Origin of the sequence: Silvibacterium bohemicum (genome assembly GCF_001006305.1) — a bacterium.
GTDB lineage: Bacteria > Acidobacteriota > Terriglobia > Terriglobales > Acidobacteriaceae > Silvibacterium > Silvibacterium bohemicum.
In genome coordinates this window covers 1,069,995-1,095,742 of record NZ_LBHJ01000003.1, presented here as the reverse complement: position 1 = coordinate 1,095,742, position 25,748 = coordinate 1,069,995, and the positions used below count along the sequence as shown (strand labels likewise).

24 protein-coding genes are annotated in these 25,748 nt (G+C 56.4%); 12 read left to right on the top strand and 12 right to left on the bottom strand.

Annotated elements, in window-relative coordinates:
* Positions 1–46 precede the first annotated feature (46 nt).
* The gene (locus XX99_RS10100) at positions 47–787 is read left to right on the top strand and encodes a hypothetical protein (RefSeq protein ID WP_050059203.1); all 741 of its coding nucleotides are present in this window, start codon (positions 47–49) and stop codon (positions 785–787) included.
* Positions 788–1,267: 480 nt separating this feature from the next.
* Here the strand turns inward: XX99_RS10100 and XX99_RS10090 are convergent, their stop codons facing one another.
* Complete coding sequence (locus XX99_RS10090) at positions 1,268–2,215, bottom strand: SDR family NAD(P)-dependent oxidoreductase (RefSeq protein ID WP_050059201.1); 948 nt, start codon at positions 2,213–2,215, stop codon at positions 1,268–1,270.
* Positions 2,216–2,302: 87 nt separating this feature from the next.
* Here XX99_RS10090 and XX99_RS10085 point away from each other — a divergent pair, with 87 nt between their 5' ends.
* Positions 2,303–2,920 carry a TetR/AcrR family transcriptional regulator gene (locus tag XX99_RS10085; protein WP_082125431.1) on the top strand — a complete coding sequence of 206 codons (618 nt, stop codon included), beginning with the start codon at positions 2,303–2,305 and terminating at the stop codon, positions 2,918–2,920.
* Positions 2,921–3,242: 322 nt separating this feature from the next.
* Here XX99_RS10085 and XX99_RS10080 read toward each other — a convergent pair whose 3' ends face one another.
* The 7 genes from XX99_RS10080 to XX99_RS10050 are packed head-to-tail and all read right to left on the bottom strand — an operon-like array spanning position 3,243 to position 8,221.
* Positions 3,243–3,530, bottom strand: coding sequence for a muconolactone Delta-isomerase (locus XX99_RS10080; protein ID WP_050059199.1), 288 nt, complete (start codon positions 3,528–3,530; stop codon positions 3,243–3,245).
* 18 nt (positions 3,531–3,548) lie between these two features.
* Positions 3,549–4,262 (bottom strand): type 1 glutamine amidotransferase domain-containing protein, encoded by a 714-nt coding sequence (locus XX99_RS10075; protein WP_050059198.1) that lies wholly within the window; start codon positions 4,260–4,262, stop codon positions 3,549–3,551.
* Positions 4,259–4,816: an SRPBCC family protein gene (locus XX99_RS10070; RefSeq protein WP_050059197.1), complete on the bottom strand. Its 558-nt coding sequence runs from the start codon at positions 4,814–4,816 to the stop codon at positions 4,259–4,261. Before XX99_RS10070 ends, XX99_RS10075 begins: the two co-directional genes overlap by 4 nt.
* A 9-nt stretch (positions 4,817–4,825) precedes the next feature.
* Complete coding sequence (locus tag XX99_RS10065) at positions 4,826–5,248, bottom strand: nuclear transport factor 2 family protein (protein ID WP_050059196.1); 423 nt, start codon at positions 5,246–5,248, stop codon at positions 4,826–4,828.
* Between the two features lie 27 nt (positions 5,249–5,275).
* Positions 5,276–6,118 carry an alpha/beta fold hydrolase gene (locus XX99_RS10060; RefSeq protein WP_050059195.1) on the bottom strand — a complete coding sequence of 281 codons (843 nt, stop codon included), beginning with the start codon at positions 6,116–6,118 and terminating at the stop codon, positions 5,276–5,278.
* Between the two features lie 33 nt (positions 6,119–6,151).
* Positions 6,152–7,783 carry an FAD-dependent oxidoreductase gene (locus XX99_RS28340; protein ID WP_050059194.1) on the bottom strand — a complete coding sequence of 544 codons (1,632 nt, stop codon included), beginning with the start codon at positions 7,781–7,783 and terminating at the stop codon, positions 6,152–6,154.
* 60 nt (positions 7,784–7,843) lie between these two features.
* On the bottom strand, positions 7,844–8,221 hold the full coding sequence (locus tag XX99_RS10050; RefSeq protein ID WP_050059193.1) for a nuclear transport factor 2 family protein: 378 nt from the start codon (positions 8,219–8,221) through the stop codon (positions 7,844–7,846).
* 184 nt (positions 8,222–8,405) lie between these two features.
* Between XX99_RS10050 and XX99_RS10045 the strand changes: the two genes are divergently transcribed.
* The 3 genes from XX99_RS10045 to XX99_RS10035 all read left to right on the top strand — a co-directional run bounded on the left by XX99_RS10045 (position 8,406) and on the right by XX99_RS10035 (position 12,832).
* A complete protein-coding gene (locus XX99_RS10045) occupies positions 8,406–10,796 on the top strand; it encodes a winged helix-turn-helix domain-containing protein (RefSeq protein ID WP_050059192.1) in 2,391 nt (796 codons plus the stop codon).
* Positions 10,797–11,463: 667 nt separating this feature from the next.
* Entirely contained in the window at positions 11,464–11,763 is a 300-nt protein-coding gene (locus XX99_RS10040) for a hypothetical protein (protein WP_050059191.1), read from the top strand.
* 514 nt (positions 11,764–12,277) lie between these two features.
* Positions 12,278–12,832, top strand: a complete 555-nt coding sequence (locus tag XX99_RS10035) for a hypothetical protein (RefSeq protein ID WP_050059190.1) — start codon at positions 12,278–12,280, stop codon at positions 12,830–12,832.
* Between the two features lie 120 nt (positions 12,833–12,952).
* Here the strand turns inward: XX99_RS10035 and XX99_RS10030 are convergent, their stop codons facing one another.
* Positions 12,953–13,777: an alpha/beta fold hydrolase gene (locus XX99_RS10030; protein ID WP_050059189.1), complete on the bottom strand. Its 825-nt coding sequence runs from the start codon at positions 13,775–13,777 to the stop codon at positions 12,953–12,955.
* A gap of 266 nt (positions 13,778–14,043) precedes the next feature.
* Here XX99_RS10030 and XX99_RS27200 point away from each other — a divergent pair, with 266 nt between their 5' ends.
* The 6 genes from XX99_RS27200 to XX99_RS10005 all read left to right on the top strand — a co-directional run bounded on the left by XX99_RS27200 (position 14,044) and on the right by XX99_RS10005 (position 20,161).
* Positions 14,044–14,211, top strand: coding sequence for a hypothetical protein (locus XX99_RS27200; RefSeq protein WP_156185904.1), 168 nt, complete (start codon positions 14,044–14,046; stop codon positions 14,209–14,211).
* Positions 14,212–14,353: 142 nt separating this feature from the next.
* The gene (locus tag XX99_RS10025) at positions 14,354–15,352 is read left to right on the top strand and encodes a zinc-dependent alcohol dehydrogenase family protein (RefSeq protein WP_050059188.1); all 999 of its coding nucleotides are present in this window, start codon (positions 14,354–14,356) and stop codon (positions 15,350–15,352) included.
* Positions 15,353–15,739: 387 nt separating this feature from the next.
* Entirely contained in the window at positions 15,740–17,290 is a 1,551-nt protein-coding gene (locus XX99_RS10020; protein ID WP_050059187.1) for a methyl-accepting chemotaxis protein, read from the top strand.
* On the top strand, positions 17,280–18,116 hold the full coding sequence (locus XX99_RS10015) for a CheR family methyltransferase (protein WP_082125430.1): 837 nt from the start codon (positions 17,280–17,282) through the stop codon (positions 18,114–18,116). Before XX99_RS10020 ends, XX99_RS10015 begins: the two co-directional genes overlap by 11 nt.
* A gap of 64 nt (positions 18,117–18,180) precedes the next feature.
* Positions 18,181–18,612, top strand: a complete 432-nt coding sequence (locus tag XX99_RS10010; protein WP_231581246.1) for a chemotaxis protein CheD — start codon at positions 18,181–18,183, stop codon at positions 18,610–18,612.
* A gap of 13 nt (positions 18,613–18,625) precedes the next feature.
* Positions 18,626–20,161, top strand: a complete 1,536-nt coding sequence (locus XX99_RS10005; protein ID WP_050059185.1) for a chemotaxis protein CheW — start codon at positions 18,626–18,628, stop codon at positions 20,159–20,161.
* 110 nt (positions 20,162–20,271) lie between these two features.
* On the opposite strand, the gene XX99_RS10000 is transcribed toward XX99_RS10005, so the two are convergent.
* Positions 20,272–21,087 carry a family 1 encapsulin nanocompartment shell protein gene (locus XX99_RS10000; RefSeq protein WP_050059184.1) on the bottom strand — a complete coding sequence of 272 codons (816 nt, stop codon included), beginning with the start codon at positions 21,085–21,087 and terminating at the stop codon, positions 20,272–20,274.
* On the bottom strand, positions 21,080–22,150 hold the full coding sequence (locus XX99_RS09995; protein ID WP_050059183.1) for a Dyp-type peroxidase: 1,071 nt from the start codon (positions 22,148–22,150) through the stop codon (positions 21,080–21,082). The genes XX99_RS10000 and XX99_RS09995 overlap by 8 nt, the downstream gene beginning before the upstream one ends.
* A 462-nt stretch (positions 22,151–22,612) precedes the next feature.
* Here XX99_RS09995 and XX99_RS09990 point away from each other — a divergent pair, with 462 nt between their 5' ends.
* Positions 22,613–24,508, top strand: a complete 1,896-nt coding sequence (locus tag XX99_RS09990) for an acyltransferase family protein (protein ID WP_184084769.1) — start codon at positions 22,613–22,615, stop codon at positions 24,506–24,508.
* Between the two features lie 184 nt (positions 24,509–24,692).
* Here XX99_RS09990 and XX99_RS09985 read toward each other — a convergent pair whose 3' ends face one another.
* A complete protein-coding gene (locus XX99_RS09985; RefSeq protein ID WP_050059181.1) occupies positions 24,693–25,640 on the bottom strand; it encodes a GlxA family transcriptional regulator in 948 nt (315 codons plus the stop codon).
* Positions 25,641–25,748: the final 108 nt, after the last annotated feature.

The following is a 25,748-nucleotide window of genomic DNA, read 5'->3' as shown; positions in this document are numbered from 1 at the left end:
ATAGCAACCATACTGTCGTATAGACACCAGAATTGAGGTCTCACAGATGAAAAAGAGATACAAGATCGTCATCGGTGCAGTGGTTGTGTTCACCGTATTACTCACCACGTTATTCCTCGAACGGAAGCGATTCCCTGGAGGAGCAGGCAGCCCCAATACTGAAGGTTCTCGTGCGGTGCCAGACGGCGGTATCAAGATCCCTGACTGGAATGGCAGGGTCGATGCCGCTGAAGAGAAGGAGGGCATGGGTCTTAATGCAGCACGGCTCGCACAAGAAGGCGAGGCCCTACACGTAACGACAGGTCCCGCCACGAGCTATTGGAGGACAGATGCAATGGCATCGGGGGACTTCACCGTCAAAGCGACATTCAATGAGCCCGAATACATGAATCTCAACTCCCATGCACACCCTTACGGCGTGTTTATCGGAGGCAATGACATGGGCACTCCCAATCAGTCGGAGTTCTATTGCGCCGCCTACGGAAATGGAAAGTTCGTCGTGCGCGGATTCGGCCCGGACCCGTTCAGAATGAACGGCCTCCTGGGTGAGAGCAATAGTGCCATCCATAAAGCGGCTGGACGAGGCCAACCGGTGACGCAGGACATCGCCCTCTCTGTAAGGGGCAATGAGATAGAGTGCGCAGTGAATGGAACGCTTGTTGCCAGCTTTGACAAGAGCTTGCTCGTTATCCCCGGCAAGCTGAAATCGACGGATGGATATTTCGGTTTACGCTTCGCGCACAACACCGATGTCCTCGTCAGTGACCTAGTGATGTCAAAGAATTAGCCGCCTACGACGTTCAGCCTTCGAGAAGAGCGATTATCAGGACTTATCCGTAGATCGTCGACATCGATGAATGATTGACCCGGAGTCGTCAGTCGAGCACATCTGCGATGTGCTGGTATACGGAGTCGATGCGCTCCAGTTCAGCAACTCTGTCCGTAAATAAAGTTATCTCGATTGGACGTCAGGTAGCCCATTCATCGAATCGGCGCATGATTTCCATGAGCTTGCATCCCAACACGATAAGAGAGCCCCACAATATGAAGGGGACGCCAACGAGTAGAAGATGCTTGCGAGAACGGGCTAACTCAAATACCCGCAACTTCACACTTGCGTATACGTTCGCCGAGAGATAAGCAACGACCAAACAGCTTATTACCAATCTGTGCATCTTGTTACTCCTTCTGTCGCCGTGGGAGATCCGCGCTCAAGTGGCGCGCCGTAATCAGCGCTCCTCCAGGACACGGTGGTCGAGGATGCTGATTAAGACAAATCCACGCCGGAGACTTTGACGACGGCCTGCCACGCGGCTTCCTGGCTGGCGCGATCGTGGAGGTGGGGCTGGAGCTGCACCTCGATTGGGCCTGAGAACTTCCCTTTAGCCGAGGCGAAGAATTGCCCTGAGAGGTCGGTTCCGAACTCCGACGCCTGGATGTAGCGACTGGCCGCGGTCTCCGGCGTTTGATTCATGCCGGGAATGAGGTTCACGATTGGGATAAACAGATACTTCAACATCGGGCTGGCGCTTCTCACTACCTTAGTGGCGGTCGCGCCACCGGGCGAGACCGCATACGCTGCCATGCCGGAGGGCAGCCGGCGCGCCAGTGCCGCGGTCCACCAAGCGATGATGAGCTTCGCGTCGGCATACGCATTGTTGGGCACGTACTTCACGTTTGGCCCGTTGCGGATCAGGACTTCCACAGCGGCGGTTCGGTTGCCTTGGTGGTATTTGGCCGCGAATTCTGGCAGATCGGTGTACTTGAACATGGGTACGCCACCTCGTGCCGGTTCCGCACCGGCGATGACGATCCGCGCGTTGGGACTCAGCAAATTAGCATTGAGCAACCCAACAGTCAGTTGGTGATGCCCAATGAGCGGGGCCTGAGAAGACTCGACGCCCGCCGCAGTGAGCACGCGCTGCTTAAAGGGAACCAACCCTGCATTGAGCAGCAGGAAGTCGACCGACCGACCTTGCTTGACCAGCGCGGCGACGGCGGAGTGAACGTTGACTGGGTCGTTCAGATCTAGCTCCAGCGGCGTGAAGACCCGCCTTTGGGTCTCCGCCGCGAGCTGAGCGGCCGCTTCCTTGATCTGGGCCAGGCTGCGGCCGGTGACGATGACCTCACGGTAGCCCTTGGCGGCAAGTAAGCATGCCGCCGCATAGCCGAGCCCGGTGGTAGCGCCGGTGACGAGCGCGATCGAATGTTCCATTAGTCTCTCCTGTGTTTACTGTCTTGCAACGTTACATACGCGAGAGTACGATACTCAACAGACGCGCTGCAAGGAGTTTCGTACGCAATGGTAACTAATGTCGTAAAGCGTCCCCCAGGACGTCCTAAAGGCTTTATCCCAGACGAAGCACTCGACCGTGCGGTTGAGATGTTTTGGGAGCATGGGTTTGAAGGAGTCGACGTAGAACGAATCGCGCGCGCCGTGAACGTCACCAAGCCCGCGCTATACCGAGCCTTCGGAGACAAGTCCACCTTGCTGCTAAGGGCCGTCGAGCGCTATGCGTTGATCTATGGAGCACCCAAAATGGCAGCGTTCCAAGCGGAGCCGGACATCCACAAGGCCGTGACCACCTTTTGCGAGGTTACCGTCAACACCGCTACCGGCGACGCTCGCAGCGGTTGCATGTTGGCCGCCGCTGCGCTGGGACGTTCGGAGCGGGTAACAGAAATCCGTTCCTGGCTCGCGAACGGTTTCACTGCAAGCGCTGATGTTTTCGCGAAACGTTTCGAGCAGGAGGTGAAGGCCGGGCGTCTGCCTCGCACTCCCTCTGCAAAGGTGCGAGGCCGTTTGCTCGTTGACTTGCTGCAGGGTGTGCAGCTTCGCGCCAAGGTTGGTATCACTCGTAAGGAATTGCTGGAAGATGTCCGAAGCTATGTGCCTCTGATTCTTGGTGAGCGAATCTGACGCACCTCTCACTGGCCGTGCGTCAGATCGTCGATGAGCTCACCGGCGCAAGGTAAGTACAGGGAAGTCAGCTTATGAGAAGCAATCCCCGAGTGAAGGACCTCTACTGAGGTTCGGTAGAGGTCTGTAACCTTCAAAAGCGCAAATGTCAGAAACGTCGGGAGATGCCGAGGTTTTTCGAAACGCGGAGGTGCCAACGGGTGCTGAAGAACAGCTGCCTGACGTGCTGCGAAAAGGTTACGCTCTTTCGCTTTACTGGGTTGAACGGATCCCGCCCTATTGGGACAAATGGTCTTTATTTATCGGATCCGGCGGGTACGGATCACTTGTTCGGTTCAAGGGCGCCTGGATGGCGGCAAAGCGCTGCCACTTCGACCTCCATAAACGGGTAGAGAGGGAGCGAGCTGAGAACTTCGTGGAACTCGGCTGGGCTCTCCACTTCGAACACGCTGACGTTTGCATATTTTCCGGCAACCCGCCAGAGGTGCAGCCACTTGCCCTGCAACTGCAATTCTCTTGCGCGCTCATGTTCTTCGCTCTGTAGCTGCTTGAGCTTTTCCTGATCGAAGCCCTGCGGGATGTGAACATTCATCATGACGTGAAACAGCATTTCTACTCCTCCGATGAGCTATGCCTTAGTCTCAGCCGGACTCTCGACGACCGACACCGGACTATGGCCGGTCATCAGATGTAGAAGCGCGAGGGCGTATTCCGAAGCTGCAGACTGGTCCTGGCCGGTGATGAGCCTGCCATCGACAATCACCTTTGGCGTGTAAGGCTGAATGCTCGAGTAGATCGCACCTGTTTCCTCGAGTACTTTCTGGGGATAGTGCGGAATGATGAAGCCGCTGCCGAACATCGACTGCAATTGTTTGTCAGCCTCGTAGGTGAACCCCGTTACCTGGCGGCCCCGGATGCGATCGGGGATATTACCGAGGGCAACAGCCCCGTGGCATATGGCGCCGACGACTTTATCCCTCGTCCAGAAGTATTCGAGTGCTCGCGCCACGTCTTCATTCGGATAGAGATCGAAGGTCGCGCCTCGGCCCCCGGCAACATGGATTGCGTCGTATGTGGTCAGGTCCACCTCGCTTAGCTTCAGCGTTGTTTCGAGCTTGGCGACAGTCTTCTTGTCCGCGAGGAAGCCCTTGCTCACAAGGTCTTCGGGCTCCATCGATTTCTCGAAATGGGGATCGCTGTATCTGTCATAGACGACCCGCCCACCGTTAGGGCTGGCAAAGTCGACTTCGACGCCACGTTCGGTGAGATGCCAGTAGGGGTGCGTGACTTCCGACAGCCAGAAAGCAGTCTCGGAGCTGCTGATGATAAATAACACTTTCATTGTTTTTCTCCGTTGGTTAAGCCTGTGGGGATGCCCAACGCTCTCCGCTCGATGCTCTTTGCGAATTTCGGCGTCTCTTCCTGATTATGGGCATGAGAAGCTTGCTGACGCGAGGCGCGCGCCTGTTCAAATGGAATGCCATGTTCGGCTAAGAAGGCGAGAGTCTGATCGATGGCGCTCGAATGAATGTGGTTCGTGAATTCGCAGGTCTGATCGTCGACCTTCCGGACACGGAGTTCCCAGACGACCTGGAGCTTGTTGCGCCCGGTCGGCGAGATGGAGTCCGAGATTGAGACCATGCGGCAGAAGTCCGACTGGCGAACCTCCCCAATGTAGTGCTGCACAACGAACGCGTCGCCTATCATCTCGACGTTGATCGACATGGGCCGGCCGTCGTCAGTCGTGGTCGTCCCCGCGGCGATATGAGCGTGTGAGCAGCGCTGGTACTCAGCGTCGGGAATGTGGAAGAGCCAGTCGGCGATATCCACCTTCTCGATGGGTGCATTGATCGTGGCGCTGACGGTAGAGAGTGAGAGTGTTCGGTCGTTTGTCATTGGTTTCGCTCACTTCTTCTTATCGGTGACATCAGCGATGCCGTTGGGGAACATGCCATCTGCTGCTGCGAGTACGTTGAGAGCTTCGCGAAGCAGCACGATCTTGCCGTTCGCCACGACGCAGTGACCGAAGAAACGCTGGTGCACGTCCCGGCCAGAGATGCCGGATTTCTGGTGGATCGTGTATTCGCCGAATGCCTGATCGGGCGTGTCGATGTAGATCTTCACGTCGACAAATTTGAACCCCGGGTACATCTTTTCGTGCAGAAACGTGAGAAAGCTCTCGATGGTTTTTGGCCCTTCGTACCGCGGGTCGACACCGAGATCCGCAAGATAAGGCAGCTCAAGCGCACCGTTATCCGCAAAGAGCGCTGCCGATTCCTTCGCAGTGCCGTCGATATAAGCCTGAAGAAGTTCCTTTGCTGTTTTCATGATTTGTGCCCTTTCAGTTGTTGAGTGCTAGAGTTTCGCGTAACCGCCCTGAATGAAGTCGCAGGCGAGCTTGGCGTAGATATCCGCTTCGTCTTCCCACACGAAGTGCCCGCAATCGATGACGTTGAGCTGGCTCTTCGGTAGACCCTTGTGCAAGCCCTCGGCATTCGACACCGGGACGAAAGGATCGCGCTGGCCAACAATAAGCTGACAAGGCACGGTGATCTCCGGGAGGAGCTTCGCAAGGCGAGGCAGCGAGTTGGGATAGTCCCGGATAAAGGCCATTGCGTCCCAAAACTTCTGCCCGGCGTAGGAGGCGATGTAATCGTCGAGGGCGAACGCGGGAAGCTTGTATTTCTTCATGTCAGCGACCGCCCCGCGTACGAACTGTTCGCCGGTGAGATCCTTGAAAGGTTCTAGCGATGGCGCATTCACGATCTGGTCCAGAATTCCAAGAATGTCTGTGTGGTCCGTTGCGCCGCTGCCAATCACGAGACTCTTGAAGACGCCAGGGTGCTTTGCCGCCACGAAAAGACAGGCAGGAGTGCCGATATCCGGCGCAACCACGTGAGGCTGCTTCAAACCGAAAGCATCCATAATGCGGAGAACGAGCTCACCGACAGTCTCCGGTGTTCGTATGTCCTCGCTGACTTCGGAGCGGCCGAAGGGCGGAATATCAACAGCGATGACCGGGCCGAGCGCGGAGAACTTCTCCCAGGTAGGGAGAAAGGCAAGGATGCTTTCGGGCAGCGGGCTAAGCAGGAGAATCGGCTCGCCATCCACCTTATCGTTTGTGGCATAGCGAATCCGCAGGCCGTCGATGGATTTGTACTGTGTGGTGTGCAGGCCGGTAGCGGTGTCGGTGATCATCTTTGAATTCCTTTTGAGTCCTCTGAATCGAGCTCAGGACTCGGCCAGTGTCTGGTGAACCATGTGGACGACGATGGAACCTTCTCCCACCGCAGAAGCTACGCGCTTTACATTTCCCGAACGGGCATCGCCAACAACGAAAACGCCGGGCAAGCTCGTTTCGAGCATCAAGGGACGCCGTGAAAGAGGCCAAGGAACAGGCGGCTCGGAGTTCTCAAGATCGCGGCCGGTCAGAACGAAGCCTTTGCTATCGAGCGACACGCATCCGGAAAGCCAGTCGGTCTTGGGCGATGCTCCGGTCATGACGAAAACGTGGCGGATCGGACGGGTTGTGCTCTGGCCGGAATTTCTGTCGACCCACGAGACCTTCTCCAGGTGCCCATCGCCTTCAAGGCAGGTAAGCTCATTTGCGAAGTGAAGATGAATGGATGGATTCTCCTCGATGCGCTGAATGAGGTAACGCGACATGGTGTCAGTGAGGCTCTTGGAGCGCACGAGCATATGCACGCCGCGCGTGTTCTGCGATAGGAACACAGCAGCCTGGCCGGCAGAATTGCCCCCGCCGATGACGACGACTTCTTCGCCGACGCAGAGCTGAGCTTCCATGTAGGTGGCGTTGTAGTAGATTCCCTTGCCGGTAAACCGTTCGAGCCCCGGAATGGACGGCTTGTTGTATTCGGCTCCGATGGCGAGCACGATTGTTCGTGTTCGCATCGCCGACCCGTCATCGAGCGTCACCTTGTAGGGCCGTTGGTCGCACTCAAGGCGCAGGGCGGAGTGGGCGACCATGATCTGCGCGCCGAACTTCTCCGACTGCGCGATCGCACGGTCCGCCAATTCCTGACCGGAAAGCCCCGTCGGAAAGCCAAGGTAATTTTCAATCTTAGAGCTCGAAGCCGCCTGTCCGCCTGGCGCGCTCTTTTCAAGGACCAGCACATCGAGTCCTTCCGAAGCGGCATAGACGGCCGCGGCCAATCCCGCGGGCCCGGCGCCGACGATGACAAGGTCTCGGACGTGAGAATCGTCGATGTGGCAATTGAATCCCAGGCTGTCAGCAAGCTGGTTCAGGGAAGGATTTCTCAGGACCAGAGTGTTGTTGCAGATCACGACGGGAATATCCGCGACGCCGACTCCGAAGCGATCGAGCAGCTCCTGCGTCGCCTGGTCCGAATCGAGATCGAAGTAGGCAAAGGGATGTCCGTCGCGGGTAAGAAACTCGCGGAGCGCCAGCGTATCGGCCGAATAGCGCGAGCCGAGGACGACTACATTTCCATGCCCAGCATTTTTGAGCGAGAGCCTGCGGGCGAGAAATGCGTTCATGAAGATGTCGCTGAGCTCCGCGTCCTTCGCAATAAGCGTGCGGAGGTCGTGGGCCTGCATTTCGAGTACGTTGCCGGATTCGATCGCTTGACATCGGTAGATCGATTTCCGGCCAGCAATCATAAGCAACTCGCCGGAAAACTGCCCGGCCTTATAACTGGTGATCGTGGACTCCTGCCCACCACCTATCGCCAGAATTCTGATCTCACCCGAGAGGACAACGTAGACAGGAGGTGTTTCGAAGCCGGGCTCATAGAGAATTTGGCCGGCCTCGATGGGTCGAGGCGTGGCGAAATAGCGGATCCGCTCGATCTGTTGTTCGGTAAGAATCGGGGCGTACGACATAATGATTTCCAGGGTTGGGTCAGGCGCAAACTGTTTCGACAAGCGGAGTTCCGGCTCATCTCAAAACATGGTGTTGTTGTTCTTTGGGTTCTCTGGGATGGGCTGGACGACGTCCCAGTGCTCGACAATCTTGCCGTCTTCAAATCTCACGATGTCCACGACGGCTTCGCCCCTTTCTCCTGGGGTTCGGACCCATTCGCTGTGCAGTAGAACAAAATCTCCGTCAGCGAAGGCCCGCTTGATGTGGAGGCGCCCTTCAGGATGGTTGTCACGGAGCCAGCCGACGAACTTCTTTAGGCCGGCCCAGTCGTCCTCGATCAGAGGATTGTGTTGTTTGTAGTGCTTCCCCCCGTGTAGAGCGATCGCGGTGTCGGTATCGAATTCGTTGATTGCCTTCTCAAAGTAGGCGATCGCAGCCCTCTTATTTTCTTCAGACATATAGCTCCTCACCCGGACAGGCTTGACGTGAAGCCAGTCTCGTTGAGAATGAGCCGGGAATAAAGTCAGCAGCACTCAAATGCGAATCAAATAACAGTCAAATGGCCAAGTGGCCTGATTTCAGAGGGATATCGGCGGTTTCGCAGCGGATTTGACCCAAGTAAGATCGGTTAGACTCGAACCCATGGCTCGCCAGGAAGCGGATCAGACAACCCGAGTGCGTTTCGGAGCATTCGAACTCGACGTTCGTAGCGGAGAGCTGCGGGCAATCGAGCCGAGTGACGGCGAGTCCGCCATTCTGCAGGAGCAGCCGTTCCGCATCCTGCAGCTCCTCATCGAGCGGAATGGCGACGTCGCGACCCGGGAAGACATCCGCCGCAGTCTCTGGCCAGACGAACGAACCGTTGATTTCAACCACTCCATTAATGTCGCCATCGCAACGCTTCGACGGGTACTGGACGATCCAGCGACCGAGGCGAAATACATTGAGACAGTGGCCAGACGCGGCTACCGGCTGATCCCGGCTCCGGCCTGGCTGCCAGCGTCCACCGCTCCTGCCTTAAAAGAAGATAGCCCTGGCCTCAATCATGAACTGTTGCATATCCAAACGCCGGATCAGGCAGCGATTCCTCCAGCGTATGCCCGGGAGAGGAAGACATTCATCCGGTTGTGGGTATGGCCCATAACGGTGATGGCGCTTCTGGCAGCGGTCACCGGAGTAGCTTGGTACTGGAAGCTTCGCCCTGCCATGCGGCTTGCGGCCAACGACACGGTGGTCCTGGCGGATATCAGCAACCAGACCAGCGATCCCGTCTTTGAGGATGCGTTGAACACGGCGTTGCGCATTGAATTCGAGCAGACGCCTTACTTCAACCTTCTAGGGACAGATAAGGTGCGCGGGACGATGAAGCTGCTCGGCTATCCGGATGCTCAGAAGGTTACACCGGAAAATGCGCGCGAAGTATGCCTTCGGAGCAATAGCGTGGCTGTGATTGCGAGTTCCATTGCCGATGCCGGCAACCGTTTCCGGATCGAAGTCAGTGGGATTGAGTGCCGTACCGGGAAGACGCTTGCGAGCTCTGCAAAGATTGCCGCCAACCGCAAGGAGATCGTGGCGACGCTGGGACAGTTGGGAGAGCAACTGCGGCGGAAGATGGGAGAGCCTTCGTCTTCAGTCGCGAGATTCAGCAAACCGTTGAACGTGGCAACTTCGGATTCGCTCGAGGCGCTGCAACTACTCACGACCGGATACCGGCTCCATCTGGAGAGGGACAAGCAAGCTGCGTCTTATTATCAGCGCGCGATCGACCTCGATCCGAAGCTGGCGCTGGCTTATATCGGACTGGGTGCCTGGCACTCTAATTTTGCGGAAAACACCGAGGCGACGGCCGCCGAGACCAAAGCCTTCCACCTACGGGACCGGCTGACTGGCCCGACTCGATTTTTGGCGGAGACGCTTTACTACAGCTTAGTCACGGGCGATCTGGAAAAAGCCTATCCGGTTTATCTGGAGTGGGTACAAACATTTCCCCTGGATGTAAGAGGGCATATCAACTTCAGCTTCTGCGCGCTCTATCTTGGACAGCTGGACAGAGCCGTGACGGAAGCACGCGAAGCAGTACGGCTTCTACCCTCGCCCGCTACCTACGGCAACCTGATACAGATCACACTTAACGACGACCAAATCGAGGCAGCAAAAGCCGCATTGCATGAGGCGGAACAACAGGGGACGGTTGACCCATTCCGCGTCTGGAGACACTTCATAGCATTTTTACAGGGCAATCAGGCTGGCATGCGGGAACAGGCAGCCTGGGCGGAGAACACAGCGAGTGGAGAGGCGGCCGCACTTCTTTACGCGGAAGCGAATGCAGAGGCTTACGCCGGCCGCTTTCATAGTGCTGCCGCACAGTTCAATAAAGCCAAGAAAAAGTCGATTGAAAACGAGTACGGTGGCATACCGCTCAGTCTTCAGGAGGAATTCGCGATCCAGGAAGCAGAAGCCGGTCAAGCAGTCGACGCAAGAGAGCTGTTACCTGGCCTGATAGCCGAATCGAAAGACCGAAACACGCGCCTGGATTTGGCAATGCTTCTTGCGCGGGTGGGCGAAACTGAAAAGTCAAAGGCATTGGCCGACGCGCTAAGCCGCGAATACCCGTTGGATACGCTTGCACAGAACTATGCACTGCCTGTTGTTCGTGCTGCTATCCAATTAGAGGAGAATGACCCGGCGGGCGCGCTAAAAAGCCTCCGCCCAACCGTGAGATATGAACTCTCCCTCTCCGACACCGTCAACAGCGTCTATCCGGCGTATTTACGTGGTCTCGCTTATCTGCAGATGGGCAAAGGGGCGCTCGCCATTCCCGAATTCCAGAAGGTAATCGACCATCCCGGAGTTGTGGGCCGATTTGTGACCGGTGCTTTGGCACGACTGCAGCTTGCGCGTGCTCAGGCGATATCCGGCGACAAGACATCTGCCCGAAACTCTTACCAGGAATTCTTCGCAATATGGAAGGACGCTGATCACGACGTTCCTGTCTACCGACAAGCCAAAGTCGAATATTCCAGGCTGGACTAGATTTCGCATAAAGCTTGTCTGCTCGTCCCTCGTACACAACATTCCTGGCACCTCGCCTCTTTGAGGTGCCCACAGCCATTCTCTTGCTTTTGTTTACGACAAAGCTGATGAGAAGGGTTTTTCTCAGACCTCTGCTAAACGTAGGCAGAGGTCAAGCTCTCTTGGACGGGGATGAGCGAGGGTGCTGAAATTTCGAATCTGCATTTTTCCCAGTGTTTCTGAGTGCTCAAGGGTGCTGTCGTTAGCCATCAACGCCCATGAAATCATTTCGATACAACCAGTTAGCGTAACTGTCACGGCAGAGGTCGCGGGTTCGAGTCCCGTCGTCCCCGCGATACAAAGCCAAAAGACTTTGCTTCGTATGGGACCCAAAGTGGCAATCCATCATCCCGCTCACATCCTATGAACTATTCCTGAACGCATCCTTGATGGTTTAGGAGCGATTTTTGCGCGTTTCGTCGCTGTTGTCATACGTGTATAGGTTGAGCGTCATTCGTAGGTTGCTGTGCCTGTTCACACGGCGGGTACATTTGCTTTTCTATTTGGCGGCTCAGCTCGCTTCCTTTGGAATATCTGCGCACTGCTTGACCGGGGACCTGATGAGCGGTCGTTGTTCCTGAACCGTCATGATGACACTGTTGAAAGAGAAGGAGGGCCGACCCATCCGATGGATCATGTGAGCTACGTTCTGGTGCTACTGATCGGACTGCTTTGTGTGGTGGCTGCGGTGGCTGGCTTGGCGCACCGGCTTGCAGTCTCCTATCCGATTGTTCTGGTGATCTTCGGGTTGCTGTGTTCGCTGCTGCCCCACATCCCGCGCATTCCACTGCCGCCTTCACTGGTGTTCCTAGTGATTCTGCCGCCTCTGCTTTATGTGGCCGCGTGGCAGACCAACGGACGAATCGGAGACCGCGTACACCGCAAGCTGGAGCGAGAACTTGATTTGGGCGAAAGCCGGCTGGCGTAGTTTCCAAGCATGATCCTTCTGCGACTGGTGATGCCGTCCGAGTTGCCCGGGATCCGGGCGCGATTCCGTGTTTCGTGGATCCCTGGAATTATGAGCGGATTTACAATTCTGGAGTGAAGCGTATCGTCCATACCGCATCTCGGATGTCAGTCTGGCTGCTATGTACGATGCTGGCCTGGATATCGGTAAGCTCGCCCCATTGCGACCTTTGCGATGGGCCACGTGCGATTGATTTTCTGTCTTCCGTGCATTCGGACGTACATCATCCTGCTCCCCTTAAGCAGGATGGATGCAATCGCGTGTGCTCGTGCTGCGGTTTTCAATGGCTCCCGGCCGATACGCCGATTCCTAGGCCGCTTCAAATCGTCAGCACAGCATCTCCGGCTGAATTAGCCGCGCCTCTTCTCGCTCCTCGATCCTCTCCTTTCCGACCTCCTCGCATAGACGTCTCTTAACAGCTTCGTTTTCCGTGCGTAAAAGCGCGGGCGAGACAGCTCACATACAGGAGATATCTATGCGTATTCGTGTATCCACGCTCGCAGCGGCGTGCGTTTTTGTGTTTTTGTTTTCGCCTATGTATGGGCAAACCTCGTCGGCCCCTTCCTCCGGGCGCCGACAAGCAACATCCGAGGATCAAGATCCTGTTGCCATTCTTGAAATTGGTGCAGCTACGAGCTGGAATGTGGCTGGTGGTGCGGCGAGCTTTGCGCCGAACTTTGCGGTTGAAACGACGCCCATTGAGAACTGGCTGGAGATTGAGGCGGGCGTGTCGCCCTTCTTTACACACAGTTCGACAGAGTGGGATACGGACCTGCTGTTCAAGAAGCCGTGGACGCTATCCCGCAAAGCAGAATTTATGCTGGGTGTTGGACCGGAGTGGGCCCATCTCAGACGGAATGGGAGGACAGCGGACACGCTATCCGGCGAGGTAGCCGGTGACTTCATGTTCTGGCCCGCCCGTGAGCATCGCTTCGGATGGTTTCTCGAACCCGCCTACGACTATAGCTTTGCCGGAGGACACCAGCAATCGATCGGCTTGAGCGGTGGGCTGCTCATCGCAATCAGGTGAGGCGCAATTTCCGTGCAGGCAAGCCGAAAACTGCAGATCCGCCCCCTCCGCTTCGCTCCGGTCGGAATGACAATTTGTGGCTTGAGCGAGGGGCCGTTTTCGTTGGCCCCTCGCTGATGTTTACTGCTTGAGGAAGGCGAGCAGATCGGCGTTGATGGTCTCGGCTTGCGTGGTGGGCATGCCGTGCGGGAAATCCTTGTAGGTTTTCAAGGTTCCGTTCTTCAATAGCTTCGCAGACAGCGGCCCGGCGGCGACGTAGGGAACGATCTGATCGTCTTCGCTGTGCATGACCAATACGGGGACGGTGATTTTCTTGAGGTCTTCTGTGAAGTCGGTCTGTGAGAAGGCGACGATGCCGTCATAGTGAGCCTTGGCTCCTCCCATCATGCCCTGACGCCACCAGTTTTCGATAGTTGCCTCGGAGGACTTCACACCCGGCCGGTTGAATCCATAAAACGGCCCGGTGGGCAGGTCGCGATAGAACTGCGAGCGATTCGCCGCGAGCTGTGCCTGCAAGCCGTCGAAGACTTCCCTGGGAAGCCCGGTGGGATTGGCCGCCGTTTTCAACATGAGCGGCGGCACGGCGCTGATCAGCGCGGCCTTGGATACGCGGCTTTCGCCATGGCGGGCGAGGTAGCGGGTCACTTCGCCGCCGCCGGTCGAATGGCCGACATGAAGGGCATCTTTCAAATCGAGATGGGTTGTAACAGCGGCGAGGTCGTCGGCGTAATGATCCATATCGTGGCCGTCGGAGACCTGGCTGGAGCGACCGTGACCACGGCGATCATGGGCGATCACGCGATAGCCGTGCTGCAGGAAGAACAGCATCTGTGCGTCCCAGTCATCGGCCGAGAGCGGCCATCCATGGCTGAACACGATGGGCTGGCCTGTCCCCCAGTCTTTGTAGAAAATCTCAACGCCGTCTTTGGTTTTGATTGTGCTCATCGAAATGTCTCCTGGATGATGCCGTAGTGCGAAGCATGAGAGCTCGCGGTGATGGTTGATTCTTCCTATCTGGGCTGCGTTTTTGTGCTGGGAACCTGTTTACGCTGGCACAAAACAGTGGTTTCCGCGGAACTACTTGCCTCGTGGAACGAAACTATCTCAATCGTAGAACGAGTGCGACCGCTTTGTCCCTCACGAAAAATTTGATTCGCCGTGAATTCATATCTACGCTTCGGCGGCGACTCGCTAGATTGGCAAGAGTGACATTGTCCGAGGCAAAAACGACAAAACAAACCAAGCGCAATCCCCATGTCGAAATCGGCATCGTGAAGTATCGGAATATCTGGAAAGCATTGCCGAACATATCTCAAGGCTTCGGCACACAAGAAGGGCGCATTTTTACGCTGACGCGCAAACTGGGTAGCGATGGATGATCTTCAGCGTTATTTTCTCCAGTTTCCGGAATTAAGTTCACTAAATATTTACGTAGCTCTCCTGCGGCGGGAAAGTGCGAATTCTGCGTCCTCGACATTTTGTGATTCATCTAATTGAGGCATCTTCCATTGAAGGGTACGCATGTCCAATACTGTAAAAATCGTTCGCTTCCATCAGACCGGGCCCGCCGAGGTTCTCCAGTTCGATGAGCTTCCACTTCCTGAGCCCGGCCCGGGTGAAATCCGTCTCCGCGTCAAAGCTCTTGGGCTCAACCGCGCCGAGGTAATGTTTCGCAGCGGACAATATCTGGAGACACCTGTACATCCAGCAAAAAACGGTTACGAGGCTTCCGGCATCATCGAGGCGGTGGGGTCAGGCGTCGATTCCAGCTGGATCGGCAAGACTGCCAGCACCGTTCCCGGAACCTTCAAACTTAACGACCACGGAGTTTATGGCGAAGTAGCGGTTGTTCCCGTTCATGGAATCGCCGAATATCCTTTGACTCTCTCGTACGAGCAAGGAGCGTCCATCTGGATGCAGTACCTGACTGCGTACGGTGCGCTTGTCTGGATCGGCCATGTGGCTAAGAATGATTTTGTCGTCATCACCGCGGCCAGCAGCAGTGTAGGCGTAGCCGCTATTGAGATAGTCAAGGCGGAGGGCGCCGTCAGCATCGCCGTCACCCGCACCGCGGCGAAAAAAGCTCAGTTGCTCAGACTGGGAGCCGATCATGTTATCGTCACCGACGAGGAAGACCTGGTCACCCGGGTCAACGAAATCACCTCAGGGAAGGGGGCGCGCATCGTCTTCGATCCGATCGGCGGCAAGATCCTCGAAGCGCTCGCCGCGGCGACCGCCTCCAAGGGCATCATCTTCGAATACGGAGCCCTCGCGCCCGAACCCACACCCTACCCACTCTTCACCGCACTCGCCAAATACTTGACCATCCGGGCCTACACGCTTTTTGAGCTGACGCCTGCTCCAGAGTTCTCCAAAGCAAAGCAATACATCTTCGACCATCTTGCTTCGGGTGCTTTCAAGCCTCTGATCGACAAGACATTTCGTTTCGCGGAGATTGTCGAAGCGCACCGTTATATGGAGTCGAACGCCCAGGTCGGAAAAATCGTCGTCACCCTCTGAGTCGCGCGAGGCGATCTCACATCTACAAGGGTCTGCGCTCCGTGCGTTGACCCTTTTGTGTTGCTCGGCCATCGACTCCGCAGCCAAACTACCTTAATGGCAGAAGCCGGATAGTTTTCGTATAGTCAAAAATTTTGATTCAAACTACCACAAACTAGAAATTATGGTTAACGCATCATAGTTTGCAGTCCCGTCAACTACTTTTAAACTACCGACGCATGCATGAAACTTCGCGGAAGATGAGGTTTTCAATGAGGATAAACGTCGCTGATCGGGCCAGTCATACATAGATTTACTGTTCCAACGAGGTGAAATCGATAGTCTGACGCTTATAGATTGGAATGCCGGGTGGCTGATGCCGATAGGAGGCGTCGGAGGAAGACCGGCATGCCTGTAAGCGCACCGTACAAAGAGGATCTTCAAAAGACCCCCCCAAACAAAAACAACAACAGTGATGTTGAAATGATAGGGAAGTTGGAAGCGCTTGACCGGGTACAAGCATTAATTGAGTTTTCGTTGACCGGAGAAATTCTCTATGCGAATGAGAATTTTCTCAAGGTCTTCGGCTACTCTCTTCAAGAACTGACAGGTAAGCCGCACCGCATGCTCTGCGAGGAGAGCTTTGCGAAGAGCAGCGACTATCAGGAACTATGGGCGGCTCTGGGGCGGGGTGAGTTCCGCACCGGGCAGTTTGTTCGTGTCGCTAAGGATGGCCACCGCGTCTGGATCGATGCCAGCTACAATCCCATCTTCGATCAGGATGGGGAGCCGATCAAGGTGGTAAAGTTCGCCACCGACATCACAGAACAGAAATTACGCAGTGCGCAGGATGCAAGCCTGGCGCAGGCCATCGATCGATCGCAGGCAGTGATCGAATTCGATGTCGATGGCACAATCCGCAAGGCCAACGAGAATTTTCTAAATGCGGTCGGGTATAGTCTCGCAGAGATTCAGGGAAAACATCACCGCATTTTCTGCGACGACGCTTATGCCAGGGGCAGGGAATACCAGCAATTCTGGGAAGATCTGCGTAACGGCAAGTTTCAGTCCGGGCGCTTCAAACGGTTTTCGCAGAAGGGCAATGTCATCTGGTTGTTTGCGACTTACAATCCGCTGCGCGACGAGGCAGGCAAGGTTATCGGGGTGATCAAGATCGCCTCAGACATCACGCGCCAAGTGGATATGGAAGAGTCGATCAGAAAAGTAGCCACCGACCTCGACAACCAGATAGAAGACATTGCCAAGCGCTCCGCCAGCGTGGCGACTGGAGCACAGGCTCTGGGCGCCACTTCAGAAGAGATGAATGCCTCGGTCGAGGAGCTGACTGCGTCGATCCATTCCATCGCGCAGAACGTGAAGAACGCCGATACACTTGCTCGTGGCGCTCGCTCGCAAGCAGATACGGGAGCGCAGCTCATCGACCGTTCGATCGACGCCATGGCTCTCATCAACAAGTCGAGCGAAGACATCGGAGAGATCGTCAAGGTGATTGGCGAGATCGCATCGCAGACCAATCTGCTGGCCTTCAATGCAGCCATCGAAGCGGCGAGAGCAGGGGAGATGGGGCTGGGATTTTCAGTGGTCGCCGATGAGGTGCGCAAGCTGGCCGAGAGGAGCTCGCAGGCAACTCGTGAGATCTCCAAGCTCATTCACGAGTCGGTGAAGCGGATCGAGGCGGGCAGTGAGACCTCTCGTCAGGCGGCTGAGGCCTTCCATCGCATTGTCGAAGGAGTTGCGAAGACTACAGACGCGATCACCGAGATATCATCCTCTGCGGATGAGCAACTGATCGCGTCGCGAGAAGTGAGCAGCGCCATCCAAAATGTGACGGAGCAGACGGAACAGGCTGCGAATGCTTCGGAGGCAATCGCGAATTCGACGAAGGAGCTCAGGTCAGCAGCCAAGCAATTGACCGAGACCCTCCGCCATGTTGACTAACTTCGGCGAGGAGATTGTGGAGATCGACGATGCGCACGCCCAGCCGATCCTGGACGTGTTGAAACAGCTCACGGGCATCACCATCCCTGTTCAGAAGAAGATGATGGTGGTGTTCCGTCTGCGCAAAAGACTTGCGGAGCTGGACACTCCTTTATCCGATTACGTTGCGCGAGTGCGGCACGACCGGCGGGAGCAGCAAACTTTCATCAATCTACTAACTACCAACGAAACTTCTTTTTTTCGGACCCTGCGAGTCTGGAAGTACTTTCGGGAGCAGTTTCTCCCGGAGTTTCTCGCGTCGAAAGCGTCGGAGATTCTTCGCGTCTGGTCGGCAGCGGCTTCGACGGGAGAAGAGGCCGGATCGATTGCGATGTCTTGCCATGACTTTCAGCTTTCTCATCCATCTTTCCGATTCCAGGTGCTTGCGACAGACGTGGACACGGAGGTATTAGCAAAGGCCGAGAGCGGTGTGTACAGTGCGAAGACTATCGACAAACTCAGAGAGACTGATCCGGAGATGTTTCGCCGGTATTTCAAGGAGAACCGCGACGGTCTTCACGAGATCGATGCGCAGCTCAAGAGCAAGATCAAGTTCGCAACTCACAATTTGATGGAAAGCCCGAGATTGCTGGCTCCTCAACACATCGTCTTTCTTCGCAACGTTCTGATTTATTTTCGCGAACAGGAACAGATGACGATCCTGAAGCAGATCGGTTCCACGATGGCGCCCGGGACGATCTTGATCCTGGGGGAGTCGGAGTCCATTTCCGCTCTCGAGACACCATTCGCATTCGTACAGCCACAGATCTATCGAAAGTTGGCTTAACTTGTCAGATTCGACGACATCAAGCGGGATCCCGCTGCAGCATGTTTTGATCGGCGAAATCAAAGTGGCATCGCAGGGCTTTCTCAAAGCGACACTCGGGTCCTGTGTCGCTATCGCCCTGATCGATCGTAAGAGAAAGGTTTGCGCTCTTGCGCATTGCCTTCTTCCTTATGCTCCGCGGGGCGCTTCGCCTGCGGATGCGCGTTTTGCCGACCACGCTCTGCAGAACTTAATGAAGGCAGGTGGATGGGAGCCGACAGGAAATCGTGGACTCTCGGGCTACCTGGCCGGTGGGGCGCGGATGATTCCCGAGACCGATGGGAGCAGACCGACGGTGGGTGAAATGAATGTAACTGCGGCTCAGACGGCGTTCGATTCTCATCGGATTCGCTACCAGGTACTTGAAGTTGGGGGCACGGAAGGCTACTCGGTTTTGTTGGATTGCGAGGCGCTCACACTGACATGCAACAAGATCCGTCCAGAGACGGCGGAGTGAAAGGACGGCTTCTATGACAATGATTTCGGGGACAGCTAATCCGGGAACAAAGAATTCGGGCACTCGAACAAATACATCACGTCGCATCTATGGAACGTTTTATCTCGGCGGAGATGAGTTTGCAATCGAGATGGAGGACCTGCAGGAGGTGGTGAATGCGCCTGCAAAACTGCAGAGGATGCCGCTTGCTCCAAGCTATCTCCTGGGGCTGTTCAATCTTCGCGGGCGTATCTTGCCGGTGATCGACCTGCGGATTTTGCTTCATGCAGAGCAGGTGGAGACGACAGCGGAATCGATACCGCGCATGGCGGTTTTGCGGCGCGGGGCCGCGTGTCTGGGTCTACTCTTCGATGCCGTTGGTGAGATTCTGCGAATTTTTCCGGAGGACCTTGCACCCATCGAACAGCGTAACGTCTCCGCTGAAGTTCCGAAGATGCCGGTTAAAGCGGTGATTTGCCGCGATGGAGGGGAGCGGGTCATCCAGGTGCTGGACCTTGGGGCGCTGCTCTCGATCCGCAACCTGCCGCTCATTGAAAAATTGACGGGTGGTGAAGAGGCAAATCAACATCTCACCTCCCGGATGAAAGACTTGTACCGGGAAAAGCTTATCGGCTTCACGGTGGGCGACTGCAACGTCGCGATCGAGATGAAATGCGTGATTGCGATTGTCGAGAACAATGAGAAGAAACCCAGCCCTTGCAGGTCCGAGCTATGCAGCTCGGTGATTACTTTCCATGGGCGCCTTGTTCCCGTCGTGCAGATGGCGCAGCTGCTGAGGATATCAACTGCGCATTCGCCGAAACACATCATGGTCTGCCGGCTGGGAAATGATCATGTCGGCTTCGAAGTGGATGAGATCAGCAGCATCATCCCTTACGCGACGGACAAGGTGATTCCAATACCTGTCTTAGACGATTACCGCTCGTCCATCTTTCATGGCTGCTTTACCGATCGCGATGGTAAGGACTTCATCGTGCTGAACGAAGAAGGAACGCTCTCGAAGGCTGAGATTCTGGAGATATCGGTCAAGCACAAGAAGTTCGATCAGCAGGATGGGACGATCGAAGCAGCGAAGGCGGCCGCTCCTCAGGTTTCGCTGCTCACATTCCGCATCGGGAAGTTATACGGCCTCAAACTTCTCGATGTGCTCGAGGTGCTGGTCTCTCCGAAAGAATTTACCCGCGCTCCGGATACGCCTCCGGCTGTGCTTGGTGTTCTCAACTTGCGCGGCACGCCGGTGTCTGTCGTCGATCCGCGCCGGCTTTTCGATCTGGGATCATCAAGTGAACGTGCGGGGTCAAACATCCTGGTGTTTCAGCATGAAGATCGCAAAGTCGCGATGTGCGTGGATTCGGTGGAGAGCATACTCTCCGTGCCCGCGGGCAGCGAAGCCGAGCTTCCCGCGATATTCTTTCGCGAGGATCAGCCGAAGTTGCAAGAAACCTTTGAGAGAGGCATCCATGTCATGTCCAACGGCGACAAGACGGTGGTTGTAGTTTTAAGCGCAGAGCAGATTGTGAAACGTCTTTCGGATGCCATGGCTGCTTAAGGGCGCGCGGCGGTGCGGAAATCCATCGTTAGATTGGGCGCAAACATAAGAAGCTTGCGCCCAATCTCATTGATATTCAGAGATTCCAACGGCAGGGAACCGCGGAGTGTTTAAGCAGAGGGCGTTGCGGAGGCTGCGAGCACGACCGATGCTTCGCTGGTCAGGACGCGGAAGGTGAATGTCTCCTGGAGATAGAGACGGACAGCCGTGTCCGTGTGACTGAGATAACCGATGGAGACATCCTGGCCGAGGTTGAGCTCGAAGTCGCCTCCTCGCGTGGAGAGCACGAACGCGCCCTCGATGGCCGGAGCCCAGATGATGTTGCCGTCAACGATGCGCTTGACGTGTTCGAGAACGGGATATCCGTGGTCGCGAGTTTCGGCCAGCTCGGTATACGCTTTGGCTCCGAGCAGGACGGAGTAGGGGCCGTTCACGCCTACCAGACGCAATTGGCTCAAGGCCTGAGCTACGGCATCCGGATAGTCCTGCACATTGGCGGGCAAAGTCATGACGGGATTGCTGGTGCCTTCACGGATGCCCTGGATGTTGGCTTCGCGATAGCCATTGAAGATGGCCCGATCTTCGGCGAAGGCGAGAATCTTCGCTGCATCCTTGGCCGGCTGCCAATCGGAGTCGTCCGAGCCGCGCTCGACATCGTCTATAGCATCGCGCGTCAGCTCGAAGGGAATTCGCAGCTCCACAAGAGCCTTCACTTCACGCTGCCTGGCGAGAACATTTTCCGCAGGCGGGGCTACTGCCACCAGATGGCCGGTGCCCACGGCGGGCAATCCAATGCCGCCCGGGGCCGGTACATCGACGACGCGGCGGCCGGCAAGGTAGCGCTTGAGTGTCCGGGTAGTTTCTTCTTCAATCTCGGCCCACGCAGCGTCAGAGACTGGCGCCAACTCCCGATGGAGGTTATTCATTTCGTTCTCCTCTTAGCGATCCTATCCCAAGTGATGTGTCGCGCACCGAGGATGCCTGCGGCGGATCGGATGCGACAGACGGCGTGGCGGCGGCCGCAGCGGCGGGCTGCTCTTCACCGGCACCTTCAAGAAAAGTTTCCGAGGGTGCGAAGAACAGGCCTCCGGTGACGGCGCGGCTGAAATCCAGAAGACGGTCGTAGTTGCCCGGCGGACGGCCTATGAACATATTCTCAAGCATGAGCTCAGTGACGCGCGGGGTGCGGCTGTAGCCGATGAAATAAGTACCGAATTCGCCGCGACCTGGCTGGCCAAAGGGCATGTTGTCCCGGAGGATCTTGACCTCTTTGCCATTCTCGACGATGACGGTCAGCGCACTGTGTGCGGAGGTTGGCTTGACGGAGTCGTCCAGCTCGATATCGGAGAGTTTCTTGCGGCCGATGATGCGCTCCTGGGCTTCGGTGGTGAGCGCGTTCCACGCCTTCATGTCGTGCAGATATTTCTGGACGATGACGTAGCTGCCACCGGCGAAGGCGGCATCTTCGTCGCCGATGAGCGCGGATTCGAGAGCAAGAGCTCCTCGTGGATTCTCGGTGCCATCGACGAAACCGATGAGGTCACGATCCTCGAAGTAGCGGAAGCCTTGAACTTCATCGGCAACGGTGACGGCATCTCCGATGCGTTCGATGATCTGGGTTGCCAACTCGAAACAGATATCCATGCGCCCGGCACGGATGTGAAAGAGCATGTCGCCCGGCGTGGCAGGGGCGTAGCGGTTGCCCGAGCGGAACTCGCGGAAGGGATGCAGCTCGGCGGGGCGGGGATCGCCGAAGAGCCGGTCCCAGGCATCCGATCCGAAGGATGCGATGCAGGTGAGCCCCGCGTCGATGTCGCGGAACTCGACGGCGCGGATCAGCCCGGCGAGGTCGGCGCAGAAGGAGCGCACGGTTGCGCAGCTCTCTGCATCGGGCTTTACGGTGAGGACAAGGAAGATTGCGGCGCGGGTGAGCGGTCCGAGCACTGGCTGCGGAACAGGCGCCGGGTCAGGCGCGTTGAGCGTCGTCATCCGAGCTGCCTCGATCTGATGCGGTTCTGATTCATGCGATCGTTCCTGATTTTGCCATGTATCGAAAGTAAGCCAATCTTCCTTGAACGTTGAGCAGCAAGTATGTTCCTAAAATTAAAACACACTCGCGTGTGCGGAAAACGACCGGATCTCGCCCTCACTCTATGCGCAAGTGTGACAAGAGGATGACAACTGGTGAGCAGTGTTCCCTGACAATTAAGGTAATGCCGGACACCGGGTGCATCGCGCAGATGGATGGGCTTAGAGTCGCAGCGCCGGCGTTATTTCCTATCTCAAATTTGTTCCTGGCTCGATGACAGTCGATCTCTCAGAGCATTTCGGGGGCGAAGTGAGGAGCAATTGCTTCAGAAATTGACGGTCGATGAGGTTGAGACTTCGGCGACGGGGCGACTAGAGTCCAGCCGGAGTTCCAGTATCCCGTTCAGGCCGGATATCGAAGGCTTGCGGGCCCTCGCAATTGCTTTGGTGGTTGCATATCACGCGGACGTGCCCTTTCTGCGGGGCGGTGTGATCGGTGTCGATGTTTTCTTCATTGTCTCGGGATACCTAATCACCAGTTTGTTGAGCAGGGAACTGGAGGTGTCCGGCGGAATCAACCTCATCCAGTTCTATGCACGGCGAGTGCGCCGTTTGTTGCCGGCGGCGACTCTGGTGGTAATAGCTGTCTGCATTGCAGAAGCTATTCTGGCCAGCCCGCTCATACAACACCGCGTCTTGAAGGATGCAGTGGCTACGATGCTCTACGCGAGCAATATCTACTTCAGTCATAACAAGCGGAACTATTTCTTCCCTGGTATTCCTCCGAGCCCGCTGATCCATACGTGGTCGTTGGCAGTAGAAGAACAGTTCTACATCGTCTGGCCAATTTTCCTGCTGGTTTTAGCTCGGTTCCGCGCGAGCGCCAAACTTAAAGTGCTGGCTCTTGCTTCGATCACCGCGATCTCCTTTGTAATCTTTCTGTGGCTCATGAGCATCAGCGAGAGCCGGGCGTATTTTCTATCACCGGCGCGGGCCTGGGAGTTTGGGGCCGGCGGGCTGGCGAGCTTTGTTCCTGTTGCGACGCTGAAGCGAAACAGAGATCTATGCGCGTGGGCCGGTGTCTCAGGATTGCTTGCATTGATGCTTGCGGCTGCACTCATGACACCTGCGGTGAGGTTTCCGGCCAACGTGCTGGCTATGGTTGCGGTCGCGACGGCGGCGGTTCTTTTATCAGGAGTTGGTGCGCCCAGTTCTTTGGCGCCGAGGCTGCTGACGCTGCGTCCGCTGCAGTGGGTCGGGGCGATCTCTTATTCGCTCTACTTATGGCATTGGCCTGTTCTGACCATTGCGAAGTATGTTTTGTCGAGCGACTCGGTTGAGCTTCGCACGGGCTGCACGATCGTTTCGGTGTTGCTGGCGGGAATCACCTATGTGGTTATTGAAAATCCGATTCGGCATAACACAAGGTTGAAGTCGAAACCGGTTCTGACCTTAGGCATCGCAGCGGCATCCATCGTGACCTGCATGGTGGGGTTCGCGGGATGGCGCTCGGTCCTGGTCCATTCCGCACAGTATCGAAAGTTTCAGCAGGTGGCTGAAGATGTGCCGTCCTACGATGACTTGAATTGCAAGGCGGAGAGCTTGCTTCGTATGTGCGTTTTGGATGGAAGCTCCGATCCCGCGTTCACCATGGTGCTTTTCGGCGACTCCCACGCGGCGCAGTGGCTGCAGCCGGTGAGAGAGATAGCAGAGACGCAGCATTGGAAGCTGGTGACGATGATTCGCGTGGGGTGCCCGCCGATGCGCATCATCAGCTATCGCGGGGAGAATCCCGAGGAGAACGGACTTTGCGATCAATGGAGAGCGCTGGCGATGGCAAAGATTCGCGAGATGCATCCGGATATGGTCATCTTGACCAGCTCGTCCATTTACCCGAGACCCGGGAAGACGCCTGGACTCATCGATGCTGCGGAGTGGGAGCACAGCTCGCATGATGCGTTTCTTGCTCTTGCTGGAGCGGCACGCGAGATACGGTTCCTTCGCGATACTCCTCATTTCGATTACGACGTCGTTTCGTGTCTTGCACAGAGGGAGTGGAATGGCCGCGCAACCTGTGATTCGCTGCTACGTTCGAAGGCTTTGAACAGCGATATTTATGAAGCCGAGGTTCGTGCGGGAGCCGGTCTTGGGAATGTGAGATTCGTTGATATGTCGGACGCGATCTTCGATGGAGACCGGCTCGTACCGGAGCGAAACGGGGTGGTTCTCTTTATGGATGGCGATCATATGGCGCAGAGATTTGCGGGTACTTTGGCTGATGAGCTCGAGAGGCAACTGCTGGCTGGTTCTAGTCAATAAGGGCGCTACGACGATCTGCTTTCGACACCTTCGAAGATGGAGTCAGGCTCCTGATTCAGAAATATGCCGTGTATTTACGCGGCATTGCTGTGGCGCCAAACTCTAGGGAGACTCCAGGTCCCTCCGCTCCGGTCGGGATGACAATGATATGGGAGAAATCAACGACTCAGGAGACTCGTGGGTGTCAGGAATCCATGCGCTTGAATCTCTCGATGTACTCCCCGGCGGTAATGCCCATCACACGCTGAAAGGTGCGGCGCATCGAGTCCGTCGATCCGAAACCACATGCATCGGCTACCTCTTTCAGGCCCATGGAGGAGCTGTCGATCATCTGCTGTGCAGCTTCGACGCGGAGACGATCCACGAACTGTCCTGGGTTCATCTTCATCTCGCGCAGGCATACGCGCGAGAAGTGGCGCGGACTCATTCCGATGCGCTCGGCCAATGTCTCCACGGATAGATCGGCCCTGAGGTTTTCGAACATGTAGACCTGCAGCTCGCGTAAGGGTTCGAAGGTGGTTGCCTGCCGCGAGAGCATGTGGCTGTACTGCGCCTGGCCACCGGGGCGAACGAGGAACATGACGAGCTGCCGTGCCACAGTCAGCGCTGCGTGGTGACCATGATCCTCTTCGACGAGAGCCAGGGTGAGATCGATTCCCGCGGTGATGCCCGCAGAGGTGTAGATCGAGCCGTCACGGAGGAAGATGGGATTCGAAAGAACGTTCACCATGGGGAACTCTTTGGCGAGCCGGTCGCAGAAGTTCCAATGAGTCACTGCTTTCCTGCCATCGAGCAGGCCTGCCGCTGCAAGGAGGAATGCTCCGGTGCAGATCGAGGCGACACGACGCGACCTGGCTGCTGCGTCCGCAATCCAACGCACGTACTCGGGGTCATACTCTCCGCTCTCCGCGCCCGGGCCTCCGGCGATGACGAGGGTGTCGATAGGACCGGAGACGCTGTTGCGCGGGACGGCACCGCCGAGTTTGATGCCGCGGTTTGTCAGCAGCTGATCTGAGCCATCGGAGGCAACGACCTGCACATAGTAGTCGGAGATGTTCGAGAATACCTCAAGGGGACCGGTGACATCGAGGATCTGCACGGGCGGGGGACCGCTGATGACAACTTTGCGCATCTCTTCATTTTAAATTCGGATGTCCGAAATTGCCGGAACTGTGTCATGGCGATTCCTTTGGGCGAGGGCTACTGTAAGTCCTGTAAGAAAGCTCAAAGGAGGAAGCAC

Coding starts and splice junctions, on each gene's coding strand:
- XX99_RS10100 (WP_050059203.1), top strand. CDS start 47: ATGAAAAAGAGATACAAGATCGTCATCGGTGCAGTGGTTGTGTTCACC.
- XX99_RS10090 (WP_050059201.1), bottom strand. CDS start 2,215: ATGGAACATTCGATCGCGCTCGTCACCGGCGCTACCACCGGGCTCGGC.
- XX99_RS10085 (WP_082125431.1), top strand. CDS start 2,303: ATGGTAACTAATGTCGTAAAGCGTCCCCCAGGACGTCCTAAAGGCTTT.
- XX99_RS10080 (WP_050059199.1), bottom strand. CDS start 3,530: ATGCTGTTTCACGTCATGATGAATGTTCACATCCCGCAGGGCTTCGAT.
- XX99_RS10075 (WP_050059198.1), bottom strand. CDS start 4,262: ATGAAAGTGTTATTTATCATCAGCAGCTCCGAGACTGCTTTCTGGCTG.
- XX99_RS10070 (WP_050059197.1), bottom strand. CDS start 4,816: ATGACAAACGACCGAACACTCTCACTCTCTACCGTCAGCGCCACGATC.
- XX99_RS10065 (WP_050059196.1), bottom strand. CDS start 5,248: ATGAAAACAGCAAAGGAACTTCTTCAGGCTTATATCGACGGCACTGCG.
- XX99_RS10060 (WP_050059195.1), bottom strand. CDS start 6,118: ATGATCACCGACACCGCTACCGGCCTGCACACCACACAGTACAAATCC.
- XX99_RS28340 (WP_050059194.1), bottom strand. CDS start 7,783: ATGTCGTACGCCCCGATTCTTACCGAACAACAGATCGAGCGGATCCGC.
- XX99_RS10050 (WP_050059193.1), bottom strand. CDS start 8,221: ATGTCTGAAGAAAATAAGAGGGCTGCGATCGCCTACTTTGAGAAGGCA.
- XX99_RS10045 (WP_050059192.1), top strand. CDS start 8,406: ATGGCTCGCCAGGAAGCGGATCAGACAACCCGAGTGCGTTTCGGAGCA.
- XX99_RS10040 (WP_050059191.1), top strand. CDS start 11,464: ATGGATCATGTGAGCTACGTTCTGGTGCTACTGATCGGACTGCTTTGT.
- XX99_RS10035 (WP_050059190.1), top strand. CDS start 12,278: ATGCGTATTCGTGTATCCACGCTCGCAGCGGCGTGCGTTTTTGTGTTT.
- XX99_RS10030 (WP_050059189.1), bottom strand. CDS start 13,777: ATGAGCACAATCAAAACCAAAGACGGCGTTGAGATTTTCTACAAAGAC.
- XX99_RS10025 (WP_050059188.1), top strand. CDS start 14,354: ATGTCCAATACTGTAAAAATCGTTCGCTTCCATCAGACCGGGCCCGCC.
- XX99_RS10020 (WP_050059187.1), top strand. CDS start 15,740: ATGCCTGTAAGCGCACCGTACAAAGAGGATCTTCAAAAGACCCCCCCA.
- XX99_RS10015 (WP_082125430.1), top strand. CDS start 17,280: ATGTTGACTAACTTCGGCGAGGAGATTGTGGAGATCGACGATGCGCAC.
- XX99_RS10005 (WP_050059185.1), top strand. CDS start 18,626: ATGACAATGATTTCGGGGACAGCTAATCCGGGAACAAAGAATTCGGGC.
- XX99_RS10000 (WP_050059184.1), bottom strand. CDS start 21,087: ATGAATAACCTCCATCGGGAGTTGGCGCCAGTCTCTGACGCTGCGTGG.
- XX99_RS09995 (WP_050059183.1), bottom strand. CDS start 22,150: ATGACGACGCTCAACGCGCCTGACCCGGCGCCTGTTCCGCAGCCAGTG.
- XX99_RS09985 (WP_050059181.1), bottom strand. CDS start 25,640: ATGCGCAAAGTTGTCATCAGCGGTCCCCCGCCCGTGCAGATCCTCGAT.